The sequence below is a fragment of the Nocardia tenerifensis NBRC 101015 genome, from assembly GCF_000308715.1.
Classification (GTDB): domain Bacteria; phylum Actinomycetota; class Actinomycetes; order Mycobacteriales; family Mycobacteriaceae; genus Nocardia; species Nocardia tenerifensis.
The window spans coordinates 1-23,433 of the sequence record NZ_BAGH01000376.1; the positions used below are offsets into that span (position 1 = coordinate 1).

Consider the following 23,433-nt stretch of genomic DNA (forward strand, 5'->3'; position numbering starts at 1 on the left):
GCCTCGATCGGCGCCTCCGCGACCGCCTCGGACCGCCCGACGCCGTCGGCGGGGTCCGGTGATTCCGGCGGCTCGTTCTGGTCGAGTCGCTTGTCCGCATCTGAGGTCACGCCAGCCACCCTAACGTCATCGTTGCTGGTCACCGCTTCGGCGTAACCCCCATCAGGGTGGCCATCTGCACGGCGATCGGATTCAGGTTCAGCCGATCCGGATCGGTCTTCGGGGTGGAGTCCCAGGGCTGCACGACGTTCGGATCGGCGAGGACGGCCCGTTCGCCGCCGCGCACGGCGGTCGGGTTACCTTGCGGCACAAGGCACTTCGCGTCCTTGTTGAACGGGAACTCGTCGCGGGTGTCGTCGAAGTTCGGATTCTGCGCCTTCATCTGCTCGAGGATCCGCTGCGTGCCCTCGTAGCCGACGGTACAGGCGGGCGGATTGTTCGCCTCCAGCACGAGCCCGAAGTGGGTGGTGCCGTCGCCCGGCGCGGTGGACGAGCCGCCGATCGACAGCTGCGGCAGGAACTGCAGCAGCGGGCGGATCGCGTAGAACTTGGGCGAGATGGCCAGTAGCAGCTGACGCAGGTTCCCGAGGTCCTGGGTGAGCGCGCCGCCGCTCTCGTGCAGCAGCGCGTCGAGTTGCCGGCCCGCGTCGGCGCCGGTGCCGATCAGCCGCCGGATGTCCGGGTCGCTGGAGCGCAGCTGTGCGGTGAGCTTGTCGAGGCCGTCGCTGAACTCGCGAATGGCGCCGGACTGCTCGGCCTGGGTGCCGAGCGCGACCTTGCTGTCGCGGATGAGCTGGATCGTCTGCGGCAGCGTCTCGTTGAACGTGGCGGTGAACTTGTTCAGCGAGTCGACGAAGACCTGCAGATCGTCGCCCTTGCCGTCGAACGCCTTGCCGAGCTCGCGCACGGTGGTGTTCAGCGCCGCGAGATCGACCGAGCGGGTGAACGTGTCGACGCTGGCGACCAGTTGCTCGACCGGCACCGGCGTGGTCGCCGAGGAGATCACCGAGTTGTCGTGCAGGTAGGGGCCGGAGTCGTTGTCCGGCTGCAGGTCGACGTACTGCTCACCGATCGCGGAACGGTTGGCCACCACGGCCTTCGCGCTCGCGGGGATCTTCGGCGAGTTCGAGTCGATGACGAGGTTCATGACGACGCCGTCGTCGGTGAGTTCCAGCTCGCCGACCCGGCCGACCGGCACGCCGCGGTAGGTCACCTCGGCGCCCTTGTAGATGCCGCCGGTCTGCGTCGACCGCACCTGCACGTCGTACTGGCCGAAGCCGAGCATGTGGTCGAGCCGAATGTACTTGGCACCCACGAAGACCACGCCCACCACCGCGATGAGGGCGAACGCGATCAGCTGCCAGCGGACCAACTTACTCATCGGGTACCACCCACTCCGAGCTGCTCGAGGATGGCGCCCACCGGATTCGGCGGCACGCCCGGCGCGGGCGGCTGCGCCATGTTCGGCGGCAACGGCAGGATCGACACCGTCGGCCAGCCGGGCCGAGGCCCGTTGCCGTTGTAGTAGGGGTTGGTCGGATTCACCGGCACGGGCGGGCCGAGCGGCGGGACGTAGACCGGGTCCGGCTTGCCCACGCCGAGATTGCTCAGCGTGACGCCGATCTGCTGATCCACCGACAGCCAGGTGTTGACCGAGCCGCCGAACGTGGACTCCAGCGTGGAGTCCGGGAACGGGTAGGTCGGGATCAACGGCAGCGCGGTGATCAGGTCCGGGGCGGACCTGCCCAGCTCCTGCAGCGTCGGGCGCAGCGAGGTCAGATCGCGGATGAGGTCGTCCTTGGAGTGGTCGAGCACGTCGAAACCGGCCTGGCCGACCCGGTCGAGCTGGCTGAGCAGCCCGACGAGCTGCGGGCGCTGCTCCTCCAGGATCTTGATGCCCTGCGGCAGCTGATCGAGGATCTTGCCGATCTGGTCGGTCTGCCTGCTCACCCGGCTGCTCAGCACGTCGAGGCCGTCGAGGGCGCGGGTGATGTCGTCGACCTGATCATCGAGGCCCTTGATCAAGGTGTTGGCCTGATCGAGCAGCGAACGCACCCGCTCCTCGCGACCGCCGATGGTCTTGTTCAACTCGGTGACGATCGGCTGCAGCTGGGCGACGCCGCCGCCGTTGAGCAGCAACGACAACGCGCCGAGCACCTGCTCGATCTCGGTCGCGTGCCGGGTGCGCTCGATCGGGATCACCGCGCCGTCGGCCAGCTTCTTCGCCTCCGGCTCGGCCGCGGGCTTGGACAGCTCGATGAACTTCTCGCCGAGCAGGTTCGACTGGCGCACCTCGGCGCGCGCGTTCGCGGGCAGGTCGACCGAGGAGTTCACCACGGCCCGCACCGTCGCGGTCCACTGGTCCTTGCCGATCTTGATCTCCTCGACCCGGCCCACCTGCAGGCCCTCGACCTTCACCGCGGACTGCGGCACCAGGTCGAGCACGTCGTCGAACTGGATGTCGAGGTGGATCGGGTGCTCGCCGAGGTCGGCGCCGCCGGGCAGCGGAACGCTGTAGATGCCGTCGGACGAGCACGAGGCGACCAGCGCCGTGGCCAGGCCGGCGGCCATCGCGGCGCCGAGACCGCGTGTGACAGAACGGATTCGGCTACTCACCGCTCCCCTCCCTGCGACGGCGGAAGCCGATCGGACGGCGTGCCGGGCACGGTGCCCGGCACCGGCGCGCGCTGCTCGTTCTCCCCGCTGAGAATGCCGAACGGCAGGATCAGCGTCGGCGTCTGCACCCCGGCGGTGATCTGGTCGGCGATCTCCTTGCAGTGGTCCAGGATCGGCCGCATCTGCCTGCCGAGCGCGTCGAACTGGGGATCGCCCGGCCGCAGCTTGGACACGTCGATCAGCTTGCACATCACGCCGAACGGGTCCTGCAGGTCGGTGAAGTTGGCGCGCATGTCCAGGGTGCCGGACTCGCCGTTGTGGATATTGATCAGATTGCTCAGCGCGAGCGGCAGCACCGGCAGCGCGGCCGCGAGGTCGTCGCGCTGATCGGACAGCGTCTTGGTGAGCGTCACCAGGCCCTCGGCGTTGCTGGCGACCAGGTCCCGGTTGTTGTCGATGAACCGGGCGACGTCGCCGAGGGCGACCGAGAGCAGGTTCAGCGCGGCGCCGAGGTCGCTGCGTTCGTTGGCCAGGAAGGTGGACAGGTCGGCGAGCTGGGTGTTGAACTGGCGCACCTGCGCGTCGTTCTCGGCCAGCATCGCGACGAAGCTCTGCAGGTTCTTGACGGTGTCGAAGATGTCGCCGCGCGCGTCCGACAGGTACTTGGCCGCCTTGGACAACTGCGTGAGGCTGTTGGCCAGCGCCTCGCCGTTGCCGTCGAGGTTGGCCGCGCCCGTGCGCACCAGCTCGTTGACCGCGCCGTCCTTGTTGGCGCCGTTGGGGCCCAACGCATCCGAGAGCTCGGTGATGCTCTTGTACAGCTGGTCCACCTCGACCGGGGTGACCGTGCGTTCGCGCGGAATGGTCGCGGTGCGCGGCATTTTCGGGCCGCCGGTGTAGACGGGGGTCAGCTGGATGTAGCGGTCGGACACGATCGACGGCGTGATCTGCGCGGCCCGCGCGTCGGCGGGCACATCGTAGGAGCGATTCACGCTCATCACGATCTTGACCTGATCGCCCTGCGGCTCCACCGATTCCACCCGGCCGACGGGAACGCCGAGCACCCGCACGTCCGAGCCCTCGTAGATGCCGACCGAACGGTCGAAGTAGGCGGTGATCTTGGTGGTGGTCAAACGATCGAAGGTCCACCACAGCACGCCGGCGGCGACCACCGCCACCACCACGACCAGCGCGATGGCGATCTTGGTGCCGCGGCCCGAATTCCGTAGTGCCCGTACCCGGTCCGCCACGTCAGTTACCTCCCATGTTGCGGATCGGCGGGCGGGCGCCGGGGATGTCCGGCAGCGCGGGCGGGATCAGGTTGACGATCACCGCGTCGAACCAGCGACCGGTGCCGAGCACATTGGCGTAGATCCCGTAGAACGGCGCCGCCAGCTCCAAGGTCTTGGAGATGTTCTGCTGGTTGGCGTTGAGCAGATCGATCGAGGCGCGCAGATTCTTCAGCGCGGGGCCGATCTGCTCCTCGTTGTCGTGCACCAGCGCCGAGAGCTCCGCGGACACCGTCTTCGCGCCGGAGAGCAGCTGCGCGATCGACTGCTGACGAATGTTGAGCTCGGCGAGCAACTGTCCGCCGTTGGCGAGCAGTCGCTCGAACTCCGCGTTGCGGTCGGCGAGCACCTGGGTGGTCTGCCGGGTGGCGGCGAACAGCTTCTTCAGTTCCTCGTCGCGCTTGGCCAGCGTCTCCGACAGGCGGGCGACGCCGTCGATGGAGCCGCGCAGCTCCGGCGGCGTGGTCGCGAACGCGTCGGAGAGCACCCGCATGCTGGTGGCCAGCTGCGCGGTGTCGATCTGGTCGATGTTCTTCGCCGCGTCGGTGAACGCGTCCACCACGTCGTAGGGGGCGACGGTGCGCGACAAGGGAATTCGGCTCGACGGATCGGCCGCGCGGGAGCCCTTCGGGTCCAGCGCCAGATACTTCTGACCGAGCACCGTCTTGATCTGGATCGAGGCGGTGGTCTCGCTGCCGATCCAGGCGTCCTGGGTGCGGAAGTCGACGAGCACCTTGGCGCCCTCGAGCCGCACGTCGGACACCGAGCCGACCTTCACGCCCGCGATGCGGACCTCGTTGCCCTTCTTCAGGCCTGCGGCCTCGGAGAATTCGGCGGTGTACTTGGTGCCCGCGCCGATGATCGGCAGCCGGTCCAAGAAGAACGCCGACACCGTGACCAGCAGCACCATGGCGAGGCCGAGCACGCCCATGAAGACGGGGCTGCGGCGTCCGAGCAGAATCCGGTCGTCCATCAGCGGGCCTTCCCGGAGCAACGCGGCGCGGCGTTGGTGTACAGCGGCTGGTTGATCGTCGGCAGCCCGGCGGGCAGATTCAGCTGCGGGGCGTCCGCCGCGCCCGGCCCGACGACGATGTCGATACCGCAGAGATAGAACTGGAACCACGAGCCGTAACTGCCGACCCGGCCGAGCTTCTCCATCTTGAGCGGCAGGTTGCGCAGGACGTCGTTCACGTCGTCCTGACGGTCGTTGATGGTGCCCGCGAGCTGGTTCAGCCCCGCGATCGAGCCCTGCAGCGTCGGGCGCACCGGGACCAGCAGGTCGGCGGTGGCCGAGGCCAGGTTGCCGAGCGAGGTCACCGAGCGGCCGATCGTGTCGCGCTCCGCGGACAGCCCGCTCACCAGCGCCTCGGTATTCACGATGAGCTGGTCGAACTGGTCATCGCGCCGATTCACCGTGTCGAGCACCGCGGTCAGGTTGCGCACGAGCTCACCGATCACCGCGTCCTTGTCCGCGATCTTGTTGGTCAGGCTCGCGGTGGTGGCGACCAGGTCGTGGATCGTGCCCTGCTCGCCCTGGAACACCTGGATGATCTCGAAGGAGAGCTTGTTCACGTCGTCGGCGGTCAGCGTGCGGAACAGCGGACGGAAGCCGTTGAACAGGGTGGTCAGATTGAGCGCGGGCTTGGTGCGCTCGAGCGGAATGGTACCGCCCGCGTTGAGCTTTCGGCCCTGCTCGCCCGTGCCCTGTTCCAGCGCGATATAGCGCTGGCCGACCAGGTTGCGGTAGCGGATGCTCGCGGTGGTCGAGGCGGGCAGCCAATCCCGGTCCGTGAGTTCGAATTTCACCTCGGCCATGCGCCGGTCCACGATCGAGACGTCGGTGACCTTGCCGACCCGCACGCCGGCCACGCGCACCTCGTCGCCCGGATTGAGCGAGGTGACATCGGTGAAGCGGGCCTTGAACTTGGTGCCGCTGCCGCTGTAATTGGCGATGGACAGGGCGAGCACGGTCGTCGCGAACACGGTCACGACTACAAAGATGATCAACTTGGTGAGCGGGCCACCCAGGCCGCGCAGTTTCTGCTTCATCGAACGCTCACCTCGCTGCCGCGGAACGCGGGCGCCCCGACCCTGGTCACCCAGCCCGGCACCTGATCCGGCGAGACGTCATGGGCCGCACCGTAGATCGCGCCGAGCGACTGCTGCTCCATCGGCGATCCCGCGATCGTCGCGACGTGGCCCGCCGGGTAGACGCCGAACTGCGGCGGCGACAGCTTGCCCGTCTCCTGGTCGCCGGGGTTGCGCGAGGGCACCGCGTAGGAGCCGTCGTTGTTCGCGCCGCCGGTGTACTGGCCGGGGTCGACCCCGAGCGGCTTCTCCGGAATACACCACGGCCCACGGTCGTCGAGCCACCGCGGCTCGTCCTGATTGGGCAGGTACCGGCCGCGCGGGTTGGTCAGCTCGATGGTCACCCGGGTGCCCGGGTTCTTGGTGCCCTTGCCGAGGATCTCATCGATGCGCGGCTTGAGCTGAGCGAAGTTCGCCATCACGCACGGGAAGGTCGGCGAGTAGGTGGCCAGCTGCTCGAGCAGGGGGCGCGAGTCGGCGGACAGGTCGATGATGTTGTCCCGGTTGGCGACCAGGAAATCGGCGGTGTCCGACGAGGCGGGGGTCAGCACGGCGTAGAGGGCGTCGATGTCGCCGCGGCGCTGCACGATGGTCGCGTTGGTGGTGCGCAGGTTGTCCAGCGCGTCGACCAGCTGCGGTGCGGCGTCGGAGTAGGTGGCGGCCACCTGGGCGAAGCTGCGCAGGTCCTCCTGTAGATCCGGCAGCACGCCGTTGACCTGACGGAAGATGTTGTCCAGCTTGTCGATGCTCTCGCCGAGCGCGAGCCCCTGACCGGAGAGCGCCTGCGACAGCGCGCCGAGCGTGGCGGCGAGGTCCTGCGGCGGAATCGCCTGCAGCAGCGGCATCAGGTCGTCGAGCAGCTTGCTCAGCTCGATCGCGTTGCCGCTCTGGTCCTGCTGCAGCGTCACGCCGTCGGTCAGATGCTTCGCGCTGCGCTCGGCCGGGATCACCAGGTCCACGTAGCGCTCGCCGAACAGCGTCTTCGGCAGCAGGCGCGCGGTCGCGTTGGCCGGGATCTGGTCGGCCTTGTCCGGCTGGATGGCCAGGTTCAGCGTCACCTTGCCGTTGTCGGAGTGGCTCGAGCGCACGTCACCGACGGTGATGCCGCGAACCTTCACGTCCGCGTTCTTGGTGAGCGCGTTGCCGACGCTGTCGGTGACCAGATGGACGTCGACGGTCTTCACGAACTGCTTGTTGTAGATCGCGATGGTCGTCGCGAGGAACAGCGCGCACACGACGAAGAAGGCGATGCCGAGAACGCGGACACGCAGCTTCTCCGTCGACCGCCACGCCTGTCTACCGCGCGCCCCGCCCGATGCCGCGTTCATCCGGCCACCCGCACCGTCGTGGTGGTGCCCCAAATGGCAAGGCTGAGGAAGAAATCGAGCACGTTCACCAGCACGATCGCGGCACGCACCGCGCGCCCGACCGCGACGCCGACCCCGGCGGGTCCGCCGGTGGCGTGGAAGCCGTAGTAGCAGTGCACCATGATGATCACGAACGCGAAGACCAGCACCTTGACGAACGAATAGAGCACGTCTTCGGGTGGTAGGAACAGGCTGAAGTAGTGGTCGTAGGAGCCACTGGACTGCCCGTTGAACCAGATACTGATCATCCGCGACGCCAGGAACGTGCCGAGCAGGCCGACGATATAGAGCGGGATCACCGCGAGGAAGCCGGCGATCACGCGGGTGGTGACCAGGAACGGCACGCCGGGCACCGCCATCACCTCCAGCGCGTCGATCTCCTCGGAGATCCGCATGGCGCCGAGTTGCGCGGTGAAACCACAGCCGACTGTCGCCGACAGTGCCAGCGCCGCGACCAGCGGGGCGATCTCGCGGGTGTTGATGTAGGCGGTGAGGAAGCCGGTGAGCACCGAGCTGCCAAGGGCGTCCAGGGCTTTGAAGCCCTGCAGGCCGACGACGACGCCGACCGACCCGGACATGAAGACGATGACGCCGATGGTGCCGCCGATCACCGCCAGCGCGCCGCTGCCGAAGGTCACCTCGGCGAGCAGCCGCATGACCTCCTTGCGGTAATGCACGGCGGTGCGCGGGATCCAGGCGATGGCGCGCGAGTAGAACGACATCTGCTCGCCGGCCCGGTCGATCATGTTGAGCGGCGCACGCGCGACGTCGCCCACCCGGCGCAGGGACTTGGCGATCACAGGGTTGCGGTACTGCGTGGCCACCGGTCAGGCGCCCTTGGCCGGGACGACCTGCAGGTACACCAGGGTGAGAATGAGGTTCACGAAGAACAGCACCAAGAACGTGATCACCACGGATTGGTTCACCGCTTCACCTACTCCCTTCGGGCCGCCCTTGGGGTGCAGGCCTTTGTACGCGGCGATCACTCCGGCCAGCAGACCGAAGATCAGCGCCTTGAACTCGCCGATCCACAGGTCCGGCAGCTGTGCGAGGGCGGAGAACGACGCGAGGTAAGCGCCGGGCGTTCCGCCCTGCAACAGCACGTTGAAGAAATACCCTCCCGCGATGCCGACGACCGACACCAGGCCGTTCAGCAGCAGCGCGACCACGGTCATGCCGAGCACGCGCGGCACGACCAGCTTGTGCACCGGATCGACGCCGAGCACCTCGAGCGCGTCGATCTCCTCACGGATGGTGCGCGAGCCGAGATCGGCGGCGACCGCCGAACCGGCCGCGCCCGCGATGATCAGCGCGGTGACGATCGGCGCCGCCTGCTGCACGGTGGCGAGCACGCTCGTCGCGCCGGTGAACGACTCGGCGCCGAGCTGTTTGATCAGCGAGCCGGTCTGCAGCGCGACAACCGCGCCGAACGGGATAGCGACGAGTGCGCTGGGCAGGATCGAGACACTCGCGATGAACCACGACTGCTCGATGAACTCCCGCCACTCGAACGGCCGGCGAAACGTCTTGCGCAGCACGTCTACGAACAGCGCGAAAATGTTGCCGGCCTGGCCAAACCCCGACTCCAGTGGGGTCCGCAATCGCGCCAGGGAGGAATTCACGATCGCAGATGTTACCCGTTAGTTGTGTTGTGTCGAGTGGTGGTCTCGAACGCGGCGCCCTGGTAACCACCCAGGTCGTTGTTGTTGTACGCCAGCACCTGCGTATCGTCGTTCTGATCAAGTGACTCGCGAATCGCGGTCTGCGCCGCATGCGGCAGCGTGTGCATGATCTCCCGGACGCGCTCCTTGCGGCGCAGAACCGCTTGGCGCACAGGCATTCCCGGCGTCGCCTGCATCTGCGGGATGATGCCCTCGACCTCTTCGGCGCCGCCGTGGTGGTGGCCCGCGTCGAACATCGCTTGCTCGCGCGCCATCTGGGCCTCGTCCTTCTCCTCGGACATGCCGATCGGGCCCTGCATGCGGCCGTTGAGGAACTGCTTGACCACCGGCTCGTCGGAGGTCAGCAGCACCTCACGCGGGCCGAACATGACCAGCTGACGACGGAACAGCATGCCGATGTTGTCGGGCACGGTGCGGGCCAGGTTGATGTTGTGGGTGACGATCAGGATCGTCGCGTCGATCTGCGCGTTGATATCGATCAGCAGCTGGCTCAGGTACGAGGTGCGCACCGGGTCCAGACCGGAGTCCGGCTCGTCGACCAGGATGATCTGCGGATCCAGCACCAGGGCACGCGCCAGCCCGGCGCGCTTGCGCATACCGCCGGAGATCTCGCCGGGCAGCTTGGTCTCGGCCCCGAGCAGACCGGTCAGCTCCAGCTTCTCCATGACGATCTTGCGAATGTCGGACTCCGACTTCTTCGTGTGCTCACGAAGCGGGAAGGCGACATTGTCGAACAGGTTCATCGAGCCGAACAGCGCGCCGTCCTGGAACAGCACGCCGAAGAGCTTGCGGATCTCGTAGAGCTCCTTGTTGGAGCAGGTGGTGATGTCGGTGTCGCCGATGAAGATCGAGCCGCGCTCCGGGCGCAGCAGACCGATCAGCGACTTCAGGAAGACCGACTTGCCGGTACCGGACGGGCCGAGCAGCGCGCTGACCTCACCGGAGGGCAGAGTCAGGGAGACGTCCTGCCAAATTCGCTGGGATCCGAAGGACTTGGTTACACCCTCGGTTCTGACCTCGACGCCCACGCCAACCTCCACAATTTCTCAGCGAGCTGCCCACCGGCTAACCGCGTGCTCGGTCGCGCGGTGTGTCACGTCACAGTGGGTCGGGCCACTGTATCCCACGAGCAAGACGGGGCACACCCCAACCTGACTGAAGAGTAACCCTGTTTCATTCGCTATTTCCGGATTGTTGGCGCAGGTCGCCGGAGAAAGCAAACGGGCGACCCCCACAAGGGGGTCGCCCGTCGGCGTTTTCCGGTCGCGGAATTACTTGACCGTAACCTTGGCGCCGGCCTCTTCCAGCTTCGCCTTGGCGGCGTCGGCGGCGTCCTTGGCAACCTTCTCCAGGATGGCCTTCGGCGCACCCTCGACGAGGTCCTTGGCCTCCTTCAGGCCCAGGCCGGAGACGATCTCGCGGACCACCTTGATGACCTGGATCTTCTTGTCGCCCGCACCCTCGAGGATGACGTCGAACTCGTCCTGCTCCTCGACGGCGTCCGCGACGGCACCCGGGCCGGCCGGGCCGGCGACGGCGACCGGAGCGGCGGCGGTGACCTCGAACTTCTCCTCGAACTTCTTGACGAAGTCCGACAGCTCGAGCAGGGTCATGTTGCCGAAGGTCTCGAGCAGTTCGTCAACGTTGGCCATGATGTTGTTCCTTTCGGTAGTGATTGTCTATGAGGGCGACGCGCCGCATGCGAATCACCCGCATGGGGTTATTCAGCGGCGGTTTCCGCAGCGGCAGCGGTGTCGCCACCGGCTTCGGCCTGCTTCTTCTCCACGAGCGCGGCGGCGAGGCGAGCCACCTGCGACGCGGGAGCGTTGAACAGACCGGCGGCCTTGGCCATGTTGCCCTTCATCGCGCCGGCCAGCTTGGCCAGCAGGACCTCGCGGGACTCCAGGTCGGCGATCTTCTCGACCTCGGACACGGACAGCGGCGCGCCATCCATGTAGCCGCCCTTGATGATGAGCGCCTTGTTGTCCTTCGCGAAGGTCTTCAGGGCCTTCGCCGCGGTAACCGGCTCACCACTGATGAAGGTGATCGCGGTCGGTCCGACGAACAAGTCGTCCAGGCCCTCCACGCCAGCCTCGGCGGCGGCGCGCTTGACCAGGGTGTTCTTGGCGACGGAGTACGTGGCTTCGGCGCCGAGCGCGCGTCGCAGCTCGGTGAGCTTGCCGACCGACAGACCACGGTATTCCGTGACCACGGTGGCGGTCGAGCTCTTGAACTGCTCCGCGATCTCCTCGACCGCGGTGACCTTCTCGGGTTTCGCCATACTTCGCCTCCTCTCTGATGGTCGGTTCGAAAACGAACTACCGATCAGGGGTCGGCGACAAAACAAACGCCCCGGACGCAAGGCGTTCCGGGGCGCACAAAAAACACACGGCCTCGGTTCTCCCTGCGTGGGCCGCCAGCGGTATCGCCGGACCTTCGATCGAACCCATGCGGGCTCGACGACCAACGGTCTTCGGTAGAACGGATTTGGGTAGGAATCGAACTAAGTCGATAACTGCCGTCCAATGTACCTGGACCCACCCCCATCTGCCAAAACGGGGCCGAACCCGCTCCGCCGCCAGCCGAACCGGCATGGCACAGCTCACACCAGCTGCCGATTGTGTCCGAGATCGCGGCAAACAAGTGTTACCAACGGTGACAGTTACTGTTTGACTGCTGAACTATGGCAACCTCCATAGTCGATCCACCGGTGCTGCTGGAACGACGTAACCAGCGCTTTCTCGCCTTGGCAGTGATCTGCCTCGCGGAGCTGCTCGTCGTCCTGGACAACACCATCGTCAATGTGGCGCTCCCCTCGATCGGGGTGCAGCTTCACACCGGCGTCAGCGGCCTGCAATGGGTCGTCGACGCGTACACCCTCACGTTCGCGGGCCTGTTGCTCGCCTTCGGCAATCTCGGCGACCGGGTCGGCCGGCGGCGGATCATGATGGTCGGCCTGGTCGGTGTCGGCGTCATGTCCGTCGCGGGCGCGCTGTCCGGCTCGATGGGTGGGGTGATCGCCGCGCGCGCCGCGATGGGCGTGTTCGCCGCGGCCGTCTTCCCCGCGACGCTCGCGCTGATCATCAACATCTTCCACGACAAACGCGAGCGCGCCCTCGCCATCGCCGCGTGGACCGCCATGGCCGGCTTCGCCATCGCGATCGGCCCGATCTCCGGCGGCTGGCTGCTCGCGCACTTCACCTGGCACTCGGTGTTCTGGATCAACGTGCCGCTCGCGCTCATCGCCCTGGTCGCCACGCTGATCTGGGTGCCGGAGTCGCGCTCCTCGCAGGTCGGCAGGCTCGACCTGCCCGGCATCGGGCTGTCCATCGCGGGCATCACGCTGGTGGTCTGGTCGATCATCGAGGCGCCGCGCTACGGCTGGCTCTCCACCACGACGCTCGGCACCGGCGCGCTCGGCCTGCTCTTGATCGTCGCGTTCGTCGTGTGGGAATTACGCACCGCCGCACCGATTCTCGATATGACGCTGTTTCGCAATCGCCGATTCTCCATGCCCGCCTTGTCGATTGCGATCGGTTACTTCTCGATGTTCGGTTTCCTTTTCCTCATCACCCAGTATTTCCAAGGGGTGCGGGAATACACACCGCTCGAATTCGGCATCGCCTCTTTGCCTTTCGCGTTCTCCGTGGCGGTCGGCGCACCGGTCGCGACTCTGCTAGCGCAACGCTTCGGTCCTACGCCGGTCATCGTCGTCGGGCTGCTGACCACCGGGCTCGGGCTGTACCTCGGCGGTCAGGTGACCGTGGACAGTCCCTACGTCACCGACGTGCTGCCCGCGATGGTGTTCATGGCGCTCGGCGTCGGCATCGTGCAGGGCCCGGCCACCGAGTCGATCATGGGTTCGCTGCCGCTGAACGAGGCGGGCGCCGGGTCCGCGGTCAACGACACCACCCGCGAGATCGGCGGCACGCTCGGCGTCGCGGTGCTCGGCTCGATCGTGGCGTCGTACTACACGAGCAGGATCGCCCCGCGCATCGACGCGCTGCCCACCACCCTGATGAACGAGAACGAGAAGGGCCTGGTGAAAGCCAGCCCGCTCAGCGTGCTCGAGATCCGCAAGCGCCCGCTGCCACCGTTCTTCGAGAGCCAGCGCGAGAACCTCATCGTCGCGATGAAGACGGCGGCGCTGGAGGGCTCACACACGGCGTCGCTGGTGGCCGCCGGTGCGGTCGTCGTGTGCGCGCTCGTCGTGGCCGTCTTCCTGCCGTGGGGCGCGCAGGAGGGCGACTCGGTGCTGCTCGGCTGGCGCAAAGGGCCTGAGCGGCAAGGGAATTCGGCCGACTGACGGCCGCACAGGCGACGGCCGGGACCCGCGCGGTCTCGGCCTTCGTCGTCAGGAGGTCACCCTGGCCACCAGTGCGTTCAGGGCTTCAACTGCGCCGCCGCGGAATTCGGCGGTGGTGACCAGGCCGTCCGGTCCGACGTCGTCGCGGCCGACCGGCAATCGGGGGCATTCGCCGGCTTCGACGTCGGCGCCCACATAGCCCAGCACGAGCGCCAGGGTCGCGGCGGCTCCCTCGCCGCGGCCGGGCGCCGCGACGGTGATCCAGGCGGTGGGCTTCTCGTAGAGGTCGGCGTTGCCGACGGTCCAGTCGAGCAGGTTCTTCAGGCTGCCCGGCAGCGTGCCCGCGTACTCCGGGGTGCAGAACAGCACCGCGTCGGCCTGCGAAAGCTGTTCGCGGAGCGCGAGAACCGAGGGGTGCCCGGTGCCGTCGTCGTCCGGGTTGAACGCGGGCAGGTCGGCCAGGCCGTCGTACCAGCGCGCGTCGACGCCGTCGGGCGCGACGGCCTGCACGGTGCGCAGGGCGGCCGAGTTGGTGGAGGCACCGCGAGTGCTCCCGGAGATGAGCAGGACAACCGTCACCTCATGCCCAACCACGGTGGACCAAGAATTAGTCCGCGGCGGCCTTCGCCGGGAACGCGTAAGGGCGGGAACGCGAATCGCGTTCCCGCCCTCCGGACTCAGGTGTTACGCAGCCGGTCGGCTCGAGCGACCGGCAGAGCAGTCGCTACGCGTCCTCGTCGAGGAGGTTGCGGGTGCGGTTCGGGTCCACCGGGATGCCCGGTCCGGTGTTCGTCGAGACCGTCACCTTCTTGACGTAGCGGCCCTTGGCGGTCGACGGCTTCACACGCAGGATCTCCTCCAGCGCGGCGCCGTAGTTCTCCACCAGCGCGGCATCGGCGAAGGAGGCCTTGCCGATGACGAAGTGCAGGTTGGCCTGCTTGTCGACGCGGAAGTTGATCTTTCCGCCCTTGATGTCGTTGACGGCCTTGGTCACGTCGTTGGTGACCGTGCCCGTCTTCGGGTTCGGCATCAGGCCACGCGGTCCGAGGACACGCGCGATCCGGCCGACCTTGGCCATCTGATCCGGGGTGGCGATCGCGGCGTCGAACTCGAGCCAGCCGCCCTGGATCCGCTCGATCAGGTCCTCGGCGCCGACGGCGTCCGCACCGGCGGCCTCGGCCTCGGCGGCCTTCTCGCCGGCCGCGAACACGATGACGCGGGCGGTCTTACCGGTGCCGTGCGGCAGGTTGACCGTGCCGCGGACCATCTGGTCCGCCTTGCGGGGATCGACGCCGAGACGAACGGCGACCTCGACGGTCGCGTCGGTCTTGGTGGTCGCGGTCTCCTTGGCCAGCCGCGCGGCGGCGAGCGGGGAGTACAGCGTGTCGCGGTCGACCTTCTCGGCCGCGGCGAGATACGCCTTGCTTCGTTTTGCCATGATTCTCTGTCCTTAAGTTTCTGGTTCAGCCGTGGTATCCGGGCCTGGCCGGCCCTCCCACCTAGAGCAGGCCGCTCAGCCCTCGATGGTGATGCCCATCGAACGCGCGGTGCCCGCGATGATCTTCGCCGCCTGATCGAGATCGTTGGCGTTGAGGTCTTCCTGCTTGGTCTTGGCGATCTCGCGCACCTGATCCATGGTCACCTTGGCGACCTTGTTGCGGTGCGGCTCGGCCGAGCCCTTCTGCACGCCGGCGGCCTTGAGCAGCAGCCGGGCGGCGGGCGGGGTCTTCAGCTTGAAGTCGAACGAGCGATCCTCGTACACCGAGATCTCGACCGGAATGACGTTGCCACGCTGCGACTCGGTCGCGGCGTTGTACGCCTTGCAGAACTCCATGATGTTGACGCCGTGCTGACCGAGCGCGGGACCCACCGGAGGAGCGGGGTTCGCCTGGCCGGCCTGGATCTGAAGCTTGATGATCCCGGCGAGCTTCTTCTTCTTGGGGGGCATCTTTCTTTCCTAGGTGTCTGTTTTCCTTGCTCTTTGCAAGTCCTGACGTTGCGATCCTCGGCCGCACGGGTGTGCCCGGCCGTAAGACGTAACAGGTCTAAATCTTCGCAACCTGGGTGAAGCCGAGCTCGACCGGGGTCTCGCGGCCGAAGATCGACACGAGCACCTTGAGCTTCTGCTGCTCGGCGTTGACCTCGGAGATGCTGGCGGGCAGCGTCGCGAACGGGCCGTCCATCACGGTCACCGACTCGCCGACCTCGAAGTCGACCTCGATGGTCGGCTTGGCCACCGACTCGGTGGCGGTCTCGGTCGTGCCCGTGGCGCCGGCGGCGGCAGGCGCCTTCTTCTGCTGGGCGGCCGGGACGAGGAACTTCACCACGTCGTCGATGGACAGCGGCGAGGGGCGCGAGGTCGCGCCGACGAAGCCGGTGACGCCCGGGGTGTTGCGCACCGCGCCCCACGACTCGTCGTTGAGCTCCATGCGGACCAGGATGTAGCCGGGCAGCACCTTGCGGTTGACGTTCTTGCGCTGGCCGTTCTTGATCTCGGTGACCTCTTCGGTCGGCACCTCGACCTGGAAGATGTACTCCTCGAGATCGAGGTTCTGCACGCGGGTCTCGAGGTTGGCCTTCACCTTGTTCTCGTAGCCGGCGTAGGAGTGGATGACGTACCAGTCACCGGGGGCGCGACGCAGCGCGGACTTCATCTCGGCGACCGGGTCGGCGGGCTCGGCGTCGATCGGCGCGGCCTCGGCAGCGACGTCCTCTTCGGTCTCCGGTTCGGAGTCCGCGGCGCCCTCGGAGTCCACGTCCTCGGAGTCTTCGACGGTCGCGTCGTTGTCGGTCGTGGGGTCCACCACCGCGTCCTCGACCGGGAACTCTTCGTTTGTGTCGTTCTCCGGGGTGCTCACTGGGGCACTCGCTTCCTGTGTCGTCACGTACATCCTCTGCGTGCCGGGGCCTGGCGCGCGGCGGAACTGGTCCGCCCGGGTCCGCCCCGGGATCGGCCTGCGGCGTCGGCGTCGATAGCTAGCCGAACAGCCAGTTGACACCCTTGATGAACGCCACATCCAACCCGCTGATGAACGCGACCATGAAAATCACGAACACCAGAACAACGCTCGTATAGGTGACCATCTGCTTCCGGTTGGGCCAGATCACCTTGCGCAGTTCCGCGACTACTTCACGCAGGAACTTGATCAAACGCTTGAACGGGTTACCCGTCTTCTTGCGTTCGGCCCGATCGGTCTTGGTTGCCTTGCGCGACGAGGGACGATCCAGTGTGGCGATCGAACCCGTGTCGGATGACGCGCTGCGAGTCCGCCGAGCGGATCGCTTGCCGCTCGGGCGAGCTACCCCAGCGGTGTCATCGCCATCGGTCGCATGCGCGCCGCCCAGGCGATCTTCCCGCTCGTCGCTCACGCCATCACCTCGCTTCGCTCGGCACCGGCGTGCGCGAAGCGCGCTGTGCCAATGGCTCGCTCGCTGCGCTCGCTCACGTCGATCCTTTCGTCGCTGGCATCCAGGGCAGGGGCGACAGGACTTGAACCTGCAACCTGCGGTTTTGGAGACCGCTGCTCTGCCAATTGAGCTACGCCCCTTCGGTTGGCTCCGTGTTGGCCGTCCAACCACTGTTCGGTATTCAGTTATGGGTTCCGGTGTCACCCGACCGCGCGCGTCGCTGTACATGACACGCGCGCTGCTTCGGCAGTTGCCGGCCCCGTCGGCGAACCCTCGCGGACTCGCCTGGAACCAGCCCCACAGAGCAGCGCGCAGCGGCTGGTGACCCCAGAAACCTCAGTGTACGTTACCGTCCGCGTCGATAGCCAATCAGGGTCAGTCGACCAGGTCAGGGCTGTCTCCGCATCGGCCGGATCGCTCAGGCCAGTTGGACGGTCGCCGTCGCGCGCCCGAAGATCTTGCGCCCCGCCGACTTCGCCACGATGGCGACGACCGCGGTCCGCGTCTCCGGATCCACCGACTTCACCTTACCGCTGTACTCGATCTCGGCGGCCTCGTCGGTCCCCACATAGACCGGGCTGGTGAAGCGGACGTTGTACTCCTTGACCGCGCCGGGGTCGCCGAGCCAGGAGGTGACGAATCCGCCGCCGAGGCCCATGGTGAGCATGCCGTGGGCGACAACGTCCTCCAGGTCGACGAGCTTGACGACCTCGTCGCTCCAGTGGATCGGGTTGGCGTCGCCGGAGACGCCCGCGTAGTTCACCAGGTCGCCGCGGGTCAGCCGGACGATGCGGGTGGGCAGCTCGTCGCCGGCCGAGACGTCGTCGAAGCTGAGCGCGCGCTTGCTCGCCACGACCTCGGGGACGCTGGCGAGCTGCAGCGGCTCGGTGAGGACGTTGGCGCGCGGGCGGTGGTCCGGGGCGTCCTCGCCGATGCCGTGCATGAGCACGTTGCGGACGACCTCGTTGAGGTTCGGGTCGATTTCGCCGCCGCTGCGGCCGATGAGCGTGGTGTAGGTGGTGAGCACCAGCTCGTCGTTCTGCGCGGTGACGATGTTCTTGGTGACGATGATGTCGCCGCCGAAGGCCTGCCGGAACGAGTGCAGGTACACGTCGCAGACCAGTCGATCGCCGACCTTGATCGGGCGATGAAACTCGAGGATCTGATCGGTCTGCAGGATCTGGCTGAGGTCGTAGCCGGTGACGATCTCCTCGAACAGCTTGCGCTGAGCCAGAATTCCGACCAGGGAGATGAACGTCAGCGGCGCGATCAGGCCGTCGTAGCCGTACTCGTGCGCGAGGCCCTCGTCCCAGTGCACCGGGTGGTAGTCCTGGACGGCGCGGGCGTACTCACGCACCTTCTCGCGGCCGACCTCGTAGTAGTCGTCGACGCGGTAGTGGTGACCGACCATGGAGGCCGCGTGTGCCGCGGGGTCGAGCGCCTCGACCGCCGGAGCCGCTTCGTCTGTACCGGTGTTGATTGTCACGGGAGGACTGTACCTATCTGACCCCGAGGCCCGGAGTCGGCGGAGCGTCTACGACCGCGCCTCGCTGGCGCTCGGCTACGTCGTAACCGCTGGGCGGCTGTGTTAACCGTTCACTCGCTGGCTCGTCCACCTACCGCAGTCGACCGTGGAAATGCGTCAGGGCCGGACAAACGTCCGGCCCTCACACTGTCACGATTCGAGATTGCCGAGAGCGATCGCCGCTCCCGGCGCCGATCCACGCGGCAGCTTCACGCGTGGCGGACTAGCGGGATTCTTTGTGTCCCCGGTGCGTGCCGCAGTTCGGGCAGAACTTCTTCAGTTCCAGCCGATCCGGGTCGTTGCGCCGGTTCTTCTTGGTGATGTAGTTGCGGTGCTTGCACTGCTCGCAGGCCAAGGTGATCTTTGGCCGGACATCGGTGGACTTCGCGGCCACGATATTCCTTCTTTCGGGTCAACCAGTTGGTCTGATCGGTTTTGGTAGCGATGGCCGGACTTGAACCGGCGACACAACGATTATGAGTCGTTTGCTCTACCGACTGAGCTACACCGCCACGGGGCGCATTGCTGTGGTGCCGCGCCCCGGCCCCACCAGAGTGGGAGCTAACTGCGATGCCAGGTCGGTCACCACCGGCAATCCGGCGAGCCCCCTAACGGAATCGAACCGTTGACCTTTTCCTTACCATGGAAACGCTCTGCCGACTGAGCTAAGGGGGCATGACTACTTTCGCACCGAGTTCCGAACACTGAACCCCGGCGCGGCGAAGTCTTGAACGAGGTTACACACTCACCGGTCCCTCTACCAAACCGGGTGGTCAGAGGCCCTTTCCGAGGCGTGTCGACGCGGCGGGGGCGCAGTCGCACGGGAGCACAAGACCCCGTACAGCACGAAACCCCCGGGGATCTGAGTCGATCCACGGGGGTTCCGGGTGGCAGATGTAGGATTCGAACCTACGTAGGCTTTCGCCGACGGATTTACAGTCCGCTCCCATTGGCCGCTCGGGCAATCTGCCGTCGCGCTCTCGGCGCGAGAAGCAGAATACATCCACCCCCCGCCCCGATTGCAAACCGGCTGGCCATCGGCCGTGCGTCGGGACTACGGTCACGCTCCGGGGTACAACTAACGGGGACCGATCAACCGGTCGAGCGAGCCCGTTGGACCGTCAGGACAGGAGCGAAGTGTGGCCGATTCGTCATTCGATGTCGTCAGCAAGGTCGAACGTCAGGAGGTCGACAACGCGCTGCATCAGGCGGAGAAGGAGCTGACCACCCGCTACGACTTCCGCGGCACCGGCGCGAGCATCGAGTGGTCCGGCGAGGACAAGATCGTGCTGACGGCCGAGGCCGAGGAGCGGGTCAAGGCGGCGCTGGAGGTGTTCAAGGAGAAGCTGATTCGCCGCGACATCTCGCTCAAGGCGTTCGACGCGGGCGAGCCGGTCGCCTCGGGCAAGACCTACAAGATCACCGGAACGCTGGTGCAGGGCATCGACACCGAGCATGCGAAGAAGATCACCAAGAAGATCCGCGACGAGGGCCCCAAGGGCGTGAAGGCGCAGATCCAGGGCGATGAGCTGCGGGTGAGCAGCAAGAAGCGCGATGATCTGCAGGCCGTGATCTCGCTGCTGAAGGGCGAGGACTTCGGCATCGCCCTGCAGTTCGTCAACTACCGGTAGCGCGCCTCAGTAGCGCCTCGGCCCGCCTGCCATCTCCTCGAGCCGGGCGATGCGCTCGGCCATCGGCGGGTGCGTGGAGAACCAGCGCGCGGCCCGCTCGCCCGCCCGGAACGGGTTGGCGATCATCAGATGTGATTGCGCGGTCAGCTGCGGCTCGGGCGGCAAGGGCGCGGCTTGCACGCCGCGCTCCAGCTTGCGCAGGGCCGAGGCGAGGGCGAGCGGGTCGCCGGTGAGTTCGGCGCCGGACTGATCCGCCTGGTACTCGCGCGAACGCGAGACGGCCAGCTTGATCAGGCTCGCGGCGATCGGGCCGAGCAGCGAGACGAGCAGCACGCCGAGCATGTTCGGGCCCTCACCGTTGCGGTTGCCGCCGAAGGCCGAGGCGAAGAAGGCCAGGTTGGCCAGGCCGGAGATGACCGCGGCGAGCGCGCCGGCGACCGAGGAGATGAGGATGTCGCGGTTGTAGACGTGCGACAGTTCGTGGCCGAGGACGGCGCGCAGCTCCCGCTCGTCGAGGATCGACAGGATGCCGCTGGTGCAGCAGACCGCGGCGTGACGCGGATTCCGCCCGGTGGCGAAGGCGTTGGGCGCGTTGGTCGGGCTGATGTAGAGCCGAGGCATCGGCTGGCGCGCGGTGGTCGCCAGCTCACGCACGATCCGGTAGATGACCGGCGCCTCCAGCTCGCTGACCGGCTGCGCGTGCATGGCCCGCAGCGCGAGCTTGTCGCTGTTGAAGTACGCGTAGGCGTTCATGCCGACGGCGAGCAGGATGGCGATGATCAGGATCGTCGGGCTGCGGAACAGCGCACCGGCGACCACGATCAGCGCCGAGAGGCCGACCATCAACCCGAACGTCTTCAGCCCGTTCGCGTAGCCGTGCGTGTGCATAGGACTCCTTTGCCCACTCCCCGATCGTCGAGTGTTGACAACAGGTCAACGATAGGAGCCCGTGCCGAAGTTCCTGCTGAACTCAGCCGACACGCTCGATCGTGTACCGGACCAGGTGCTCGAGGGCGTCGTTGGCCGGGCAGGCGGGCAGCGCGGAGAGTTCGGCGTGCGCGAGGTCGGCGTAACCCTGCAGCTTCTCCTTGGCCAGCACCATGCCGCGCGAGCGCGACAGCAGGTCCAGCGCCTCGTCGACCTCAGCGTCGGTCTGCAGCGGGTTGGCGAGCAGCTTGCGCAGGCGGTCGCCTTCGGCGCCCTCGTCGCGCAGCGCGTACAGCACCGGCAGCGTGTGCACGCCCTCGCGCAGATCGGTGCCGGGCGTCTTGCCGGATTGCTCTGCGGCAGAGGAGATGTCGATGATGTCGTCGGAGATCTGGAAGGCGGTGCCGACCGCGTCGCCGAGGCGGGCCAGCCGCTCGACGTGCTCGGCGCCCGCGCCGGAGAAGGTGCCGCCGAAGCGACCGGCGGCCGCGATCAGCGAGCCGGTCTTCTCCCAGACGACGCGCAGGTAGTGCTCGACCGGGTCCTGGGATTCGCGCGCGCCCATGGTCTCGCGCATCTGGCCGGTGACCAGTTCGGCGAAGGTCTCGGCGATGATGCGCACGGCGTCGGGGCCGAGGGTGGAGGTGAGCCGGGAGGCGTGGGCGAACAGATAGTCCCCGGCGAGGATCGCGATGTTGTTGCCCCAGCGGGCATTCACGCTCGGCGCGCCGCGACGCATGGACGCCTCGTCCATCACGTCGTCGTGGTACAGCGTGGCCAGGTGCACGAGTTCGACGACGGTGCCCGCCGTGATCAGCGCGGGATCGGTCGGGCGCGGGCCGAGCTGGCCGGTGAGGATGGTGAACAGCGGCCGGAACCGCTTGCCGCCGGCCTTGGCCAGGTGCAGCGCCGCCTCCTGCAGGAAGTCCTCCCCGTCGGACAGCTCGGCGACCAGGAGCTTCTCGACCTCTTCCAGGCCGTTGCGCACGGTCGCCGCGAGCTCGACGTCGACGAGGTCGACCCCGGCCACCACCGTGCTCTCGTCCTTCACAGCCGATGTGCTCATTTCTTCTCCCACCGATCCGTCCGACCCCACGATAGAGAACCTAGCGTGTCCCCGGCCGATGGCCCATGAACACCATCACTATGCGGTGTATCAGACACTTTCGCACATCACCGCCCGCGCGCCACGCCGTGACCGCGCGCCGTGACGCGCCCGCCGTCGACACCGGCGAGATCATCCTGCGAGTATGGGGGCCATGGGTTCACCGGAAGTCACCCCCGCGGGCGGGGACGCGCTGCCAGCCAGGGCCGAGGTGCTCGTCGTCGGCGCGGGTCCGGCCGGATCGGCTTCGGCGGCGTGGGCCGCGCGCGCCGGGTGCGACGTGGTGCTGCTCGACTCCGCCGTCTTCCCCAGGGACAAGACCTGCGGCGATGGGCTGACCCCGCGCGCGACGGCCGAACTGGAGCACCTCGGTCTCGGCGACTGGCTGCGCGCGCACACGGTCAACCACGGCCTGCGGATGACCGGTTTCGGCGGCGAGGCGCTGCTGCCGTGGCCCGGCGGATCCTTTCCGACGTATGGAAGTGCCGTTCCCCGAACCGAACTCGACGACAAGCTGCGCGAGACCGCGATGAAGTCCGGCGCGCGGATGATCGACGGCACCAAGGTGGTCGACGTCACCCGCGACGGCGACCGGGTCACCGGTGTGACGGTGCGGACAGCGACGGGCACGCACGCCATCGAGTGCGCGACGCTCGTCGTCGCCGACGGTGTCCGCTCGCCGATCGGGCGGCTGCTCGGGCGCACCTGGCATCGGCAGTACGCGTACGGCACGGCGGCGCGCGCCTACATCAAGTCAGCCCGCAGCGACGACCAGTGGATCACCTCGCATCTGGAACTGCGCGACGCCGAGGGCGCGCTGGTGCCCGGCTACGGCTGGGTGTTCCCGCTCGGCAACGGCGAGGTCAATATCGGGGTCGGCTCGCTGGCCACCGAGCGGCGTCCCTCGCATATCGCGCTGAAGCCGCTGCTCGAGCACTACACGAAGCTGCGCTTCGACGAATGGGAGTTCGAAGGCTCGCTGCGCGCGGTGGCCTCGGCACTGCTGCCGATGGGCGGCGCGGTGTCGAATGTGGCGGGGCGCAACTGGGTGCTGGTCGGCGACGCCGCGGGCTGCGTGAACCCGTTGAACGGCGAGGGCATCGACTACGGCCTGGAGGGCGGGCACATGCTGGCCGGGCTGCTCGACGAGCCGGACCTCACGCGCGTCTGGCCGGAGTTGCTGCGCGCGAAGTACGGCCGCACCTTCTCGGTGGCGCGGCGCATCGCCGGGCTGGCCACCCATCCGCGCATGGTGCCGATCGGCGGCCCGCCGGTGATGCGGTCGAAATACCTGCAGCGCACCGCGGTTCGGGTGATGGGCAACCTGGTCACCGACGAGGACGTCGACCTGACCGCGCGGGCCTGGCGCGCGGCAGGCCGGATGTCGATGCGCGCCGACGACCTTCCCCCCTTCGCCTGAGGGCGCGGACCTGCGGTTTCAGCGTGCCGAGGCGGTAAGGGCACCGGTAGGCTGAGCCCTGCCTTGCCC

At 67.4% G+C, this 23,433-nt stretch carries 23 protein-coding genes and 4 tRNA genes; 3 read left to right on the forward strand and 24 right to left on the reverse strand.

Annotated elements, in window-relative coordinates; all coding sequences use genetic code 11:
• Positions 1-139 precede the first annotated feature (139 nt).
• The 11 genes from ON39_RS29825 to rplJ all read right to left on the reverse strand — a co-directional run bounded on the left by ON39_RS29825 (position 140) and on the right by rplJ (position 11,323).
• Positions 140-1,381: an MCE family protein gene (locus ON39_RS29825; protein WP_040739338.1), complete on the reverse strand. Its 1,242-nt coding sequence runs from the start codon at positions 1,379-1,381 to the stop codon at positions 140-142.
• A complete protein-coding gene (locus ON39_RS29830) occupies positions 1,378-2,571 on the reverse strand; it encodes an MCE family protein (RefSeq protein ID WP_040739340.1) in 1,194 nt (397 codons plus the stop codon). Before ON39_RS29830 ends, ON39_RS29825 begins: the two co-directional genes overlap by 4 nt.
• A 41-nt stretch (positions 2,572-2,612) precedes the next feature.
• Entirely contained in the window at positions 2,613-3,866 is a 1,254-nt protein-coding gene (locus tag ON39_RS29835; protein ID WP_040739341.1) for an MCE family protein, read from the reverse strand.
• Between the two features lies 1 nt (position 3,867).
• Entirely contained in the window at positions 3,868-4,878 is a 1,011-nt protein-coding gene (locus tag ON39_RS29840; protein ID WP_040739376.1) for an MCE family protein, read from the reverse strand.
• Positions 4,878-5,954: an MCE family protein gene (locus ON39_RS29845; protein WP_174412577.1), complete on the reverse strand. Its 1,077-nt coding sequence runs from the start codon at positions 5,952-5,954 to the stop codon at positions 4,878-4,880. Before ON39_RS29845 ends, ON39_RS29840 begins: the two co-directional genes overlap by 1 nt.
• Positions 5,951-7,321 carry an MCE family protein gene (locus tag ON39_RS29850; protein WP_051187330.1) on the reverse strand — a complete coding sequence of 457 codons (1,371 nt, stop codon included), beginning with the start codon at positions 7,319-7,321 and terminating at the stop codon, positions 5,951-5,953. The genes ON39_RS29845 and ON39_RS29850 overlap by 4 nt, the downstream gene beginning before the upstream one ends.
• Complete coding sequence (locus ON39_RS29855; RefSeq protein ID WP_246002811.1) at positions 7,318-8,106, reverse strand: MlaE family ABC transporter permease; 789 nt, start codon at positions 8,104-8,106, stop codon at positions 7,318-7,320. The genes ON39_RS29850 and ON39_RS29855 overlap by 4 nt, the downstream gene beginning before the upstream one ends.
• An 81-nt stretch (positions 8,107-8,187) precedes the next feature.
• Complete coding sequence (locus ON39_RS29860) at positions 8,188-8,982, reverse strand: MlaE family ABC transporter permease (protein ID WP_051187322.1); 795 nt, start codon at positions 8,980-8,982, stop codon at positions 8,188-8,190.
• 11 nt (positions 8,983-8,993) lie between these two features.
• Positions 8,994-10,070, reverse strand: coding sequence for an ABC transporter ATP-binding protein (locus ON39_RS29865; RefSeq protein WP_051187323.1), 1,077 nt, complete (start codon positions 10,068-10,070; stop codon positions 8,994-8,996).
• A gap of 243 nt (positions 10,071-10,313) precedes the next feature.
• Positions 10,314-10,694, reverse strand: coding sequence for a 50S ribosomal protein L7/L12 (rplL, locus tag ON39_RS29870; protein WP_040739343.1), 381 nt, complete (start codon positions 10,692-10,694; stop codon positions 10,314-10,316).
• Between the two features lie 68 nt (positions 10,695-10,762).
• Complete coding sequence (gene rplJ, locus ON39_RS29875) at positions 10,763-11,323, reverse strand: 50S ribosomal protein L10 (protein ID WP_040739345.1); 561 nt, start codon at positions 11,321-11,323, stop codon at positions 10,763-10,765.
• A gap of 402 nt (positions 11,324-11,725) precedes the next feature.
• Here rplJ and ON39_RS29880 point away from each other — a divergent pair, with 402 nt between their 5' ends.
• A complete protein-coding gene (locus ON39_RS29880) occupies positions 11,726-13,348 on the forward strand; it encodes an MFS transporter (RefSeq protein WP_051187324.1) in 1,623 nt (540 codons plus the stop codon).
• Positions 13,349-13,396: 48 nt separating this feature from the next.
• On the opposite strand, the gene ON39_RS29885 is transcribed toward ON39_RS29880, so the two are convergent.
• The 11 genes from ON39_RS29885 to ON39_RS29935 all read right to left on the reverse strand — a co-directional run bounded on the left by ON39_RS29885 (position 13,397) and on the right by ON39_RS29935 (position 19,252).
• Positions 13,397-13,927 (reverse strand): NADPH-dependent FMN reductase, encoded by a 531-nt coding sequence (locus tag ON39_RS29885; RefSeq protein WP_040739347.1) that lies wholly within the window; start codon positions 13,925-13,927, stop codon positions 13,397-13,399.
• Between the two features lie 145 nt (positions 13,928-14,072).
• A complete protein-coding gene (gene rplA / locus ON39_RS29890; protein WP_040739348.1) occupies positions 14,073-14,786 on the reverse strand; it encodes a 50S ribosomal protein L1 in 714 nt (237 codons plus the stop codon).
• Between the two features lie 75 nt (positions 14,787-14,861).
• The gene (gene rplK / locus ON39_RS29895; RefSeq protein WP_040739349.1) at positions 14,862-15,296 is read right to left on the reverse strand and encodes a 50S ribosomal protein L11; all 435 of its coding nucleotides are present in this window, start codon (positions 15,294-15,296) and stop codon (positions 14,862-14,864) included.
• Positions 15,297-15,393: 97 nt separating this feature from the next.
• On the reverse strand, positions 15,394-16,206 hold the full coding sequence (gene nusG, locus ON39_RS29900) for a transcription termination/antitermination protein NusG (protein ID WP_040739351.1): 813 nt from the start codon (positions 16,204-16,206) through the stop codon (positions 15,394-15,396).
• A gap of 118 nt (positions 16,207-16,324) precedes the next feature.
• Entirely contained in the window at positions 16,325-16,717 is a 393-nt protein-coding gene (secE, locus tag ON39_RS29905) for a preprotein translocase subunit SecE (protein ID WP_040739352.1), read from the reverse strand.
• Between the two features lie 106 nt (positions 16,718-16,823).
• Positions 16,824-16,896 (reverse strand) — tRNA-Trp (locus ON39_RS29910).
• 278 nt (positions 16,897-17,174) lie between these two features.
• Positions 17,175-18,236, reverse strand: coding sequence for a fused (3R)-hydroxyacyl-ACP dehydratase subunits HadA/HadB (locus ON39_RS29915; RefSeq protein ID WP_040739382.1), 1,062 nt, complete (start codon positions 18,234-18,236; stop codon positions 17,175-17,177).
• 268 nt (positions 18,237-18,504) lie between these two features.
• Positions 18,505-18,675 (reverse strand): 50S ribosomal protein L33, encoded by a 171-nt coding sequence (gene rpmG, locus ON39_RS29920; protein WP_014988500.1) that lies wholly within the window; start codon positions 18,673-18,675, stop codon positions 18,505-18,507.
• Positions 18,676-18,717: 42 nt separating this feature from the next.
• Positions 18,718-18,793 (reverse strand) — tRNA-Met (locus ON39_RS29925).
• A 90-nt stretch (positions 18,794-18,883) separates the two neighbouring features.
• A tRNA-Thr gene (locus tag ON39_RS29930) sits at positions 18,884-18,956 on the reverse strand.
• Positions 18,957-19,169: 213 nt separating this feature from the next.
• Positions 19,170-19,252 (reverse strand) — tRNA-Tyr (locus tag ON39_RS29935).
• Between the two features lie 168 nt (positions 19,253-19,420).
• Here ON39_RS29935 and ON39_RS29940 point away from each other — a divergent pair.
• Positions 19,421-19,912: a YajQ family cyclic di-GMP-binding protein gene (locus ON39_RS29940; protein WP_040739353.1), complete on the forward strand. Its 492-nt coding sequence runs from the start codon at positions 19,421-19,423 to the stop codon at positions 19,910-19,912.
• Positions 19,913-19,918: 6 nt separating this feature from the next.
• Here ON39_RS29940 and htpX read toward each other — a convergent pair whose 3' ends face one another.
• Both htpX and ON39_RS29950 read right to left on the reverse strand, forming a co-directional pair.
• A complete protein-coding gene (gene htpX, locus ON39_RS29945; RefSeq protein ID WP_040739354.1) occupies positions 19,919-20,800 on the reverse strand; it encodes a zinc metalloprotease HtpX in 882 nt (293 codons plus the stop codon).
• A gap of 82 nt (positions 20,801-20,882) precedes the next feature.
• On the reverse strand, positions 20,883-21,905 hold the full coding sequence (locus tag ON39_RS29950; protein WP_040739355.1) for a polyprenyl synthetase family protein: 1,023 nt from the start codon (positions 21,903-21,905) through the stop codon (positions 20,883-20,885).
• Between the two features lie 193 nt (positions 21,906-22,098).
• Between ON39_RS29950 and ON39_RS29955 the strand changes: the two genes are divergently transcribed.
• The gene (locus ON39_RS29955) at positions 22,099-23,364 is read left to right on the forward strand and encodes a geranylgeranyl reductase family protein (RefSeq protein WP_040739356.1); all 1,266 of its coding nucleotides are present in this window, start codon (positions 22,099-22,101) and stop codon (positions 23,362-23,364) included.
• The last annotated feature ends 69 nt before the right edge of the window (positions 23,365-23,433 follow it).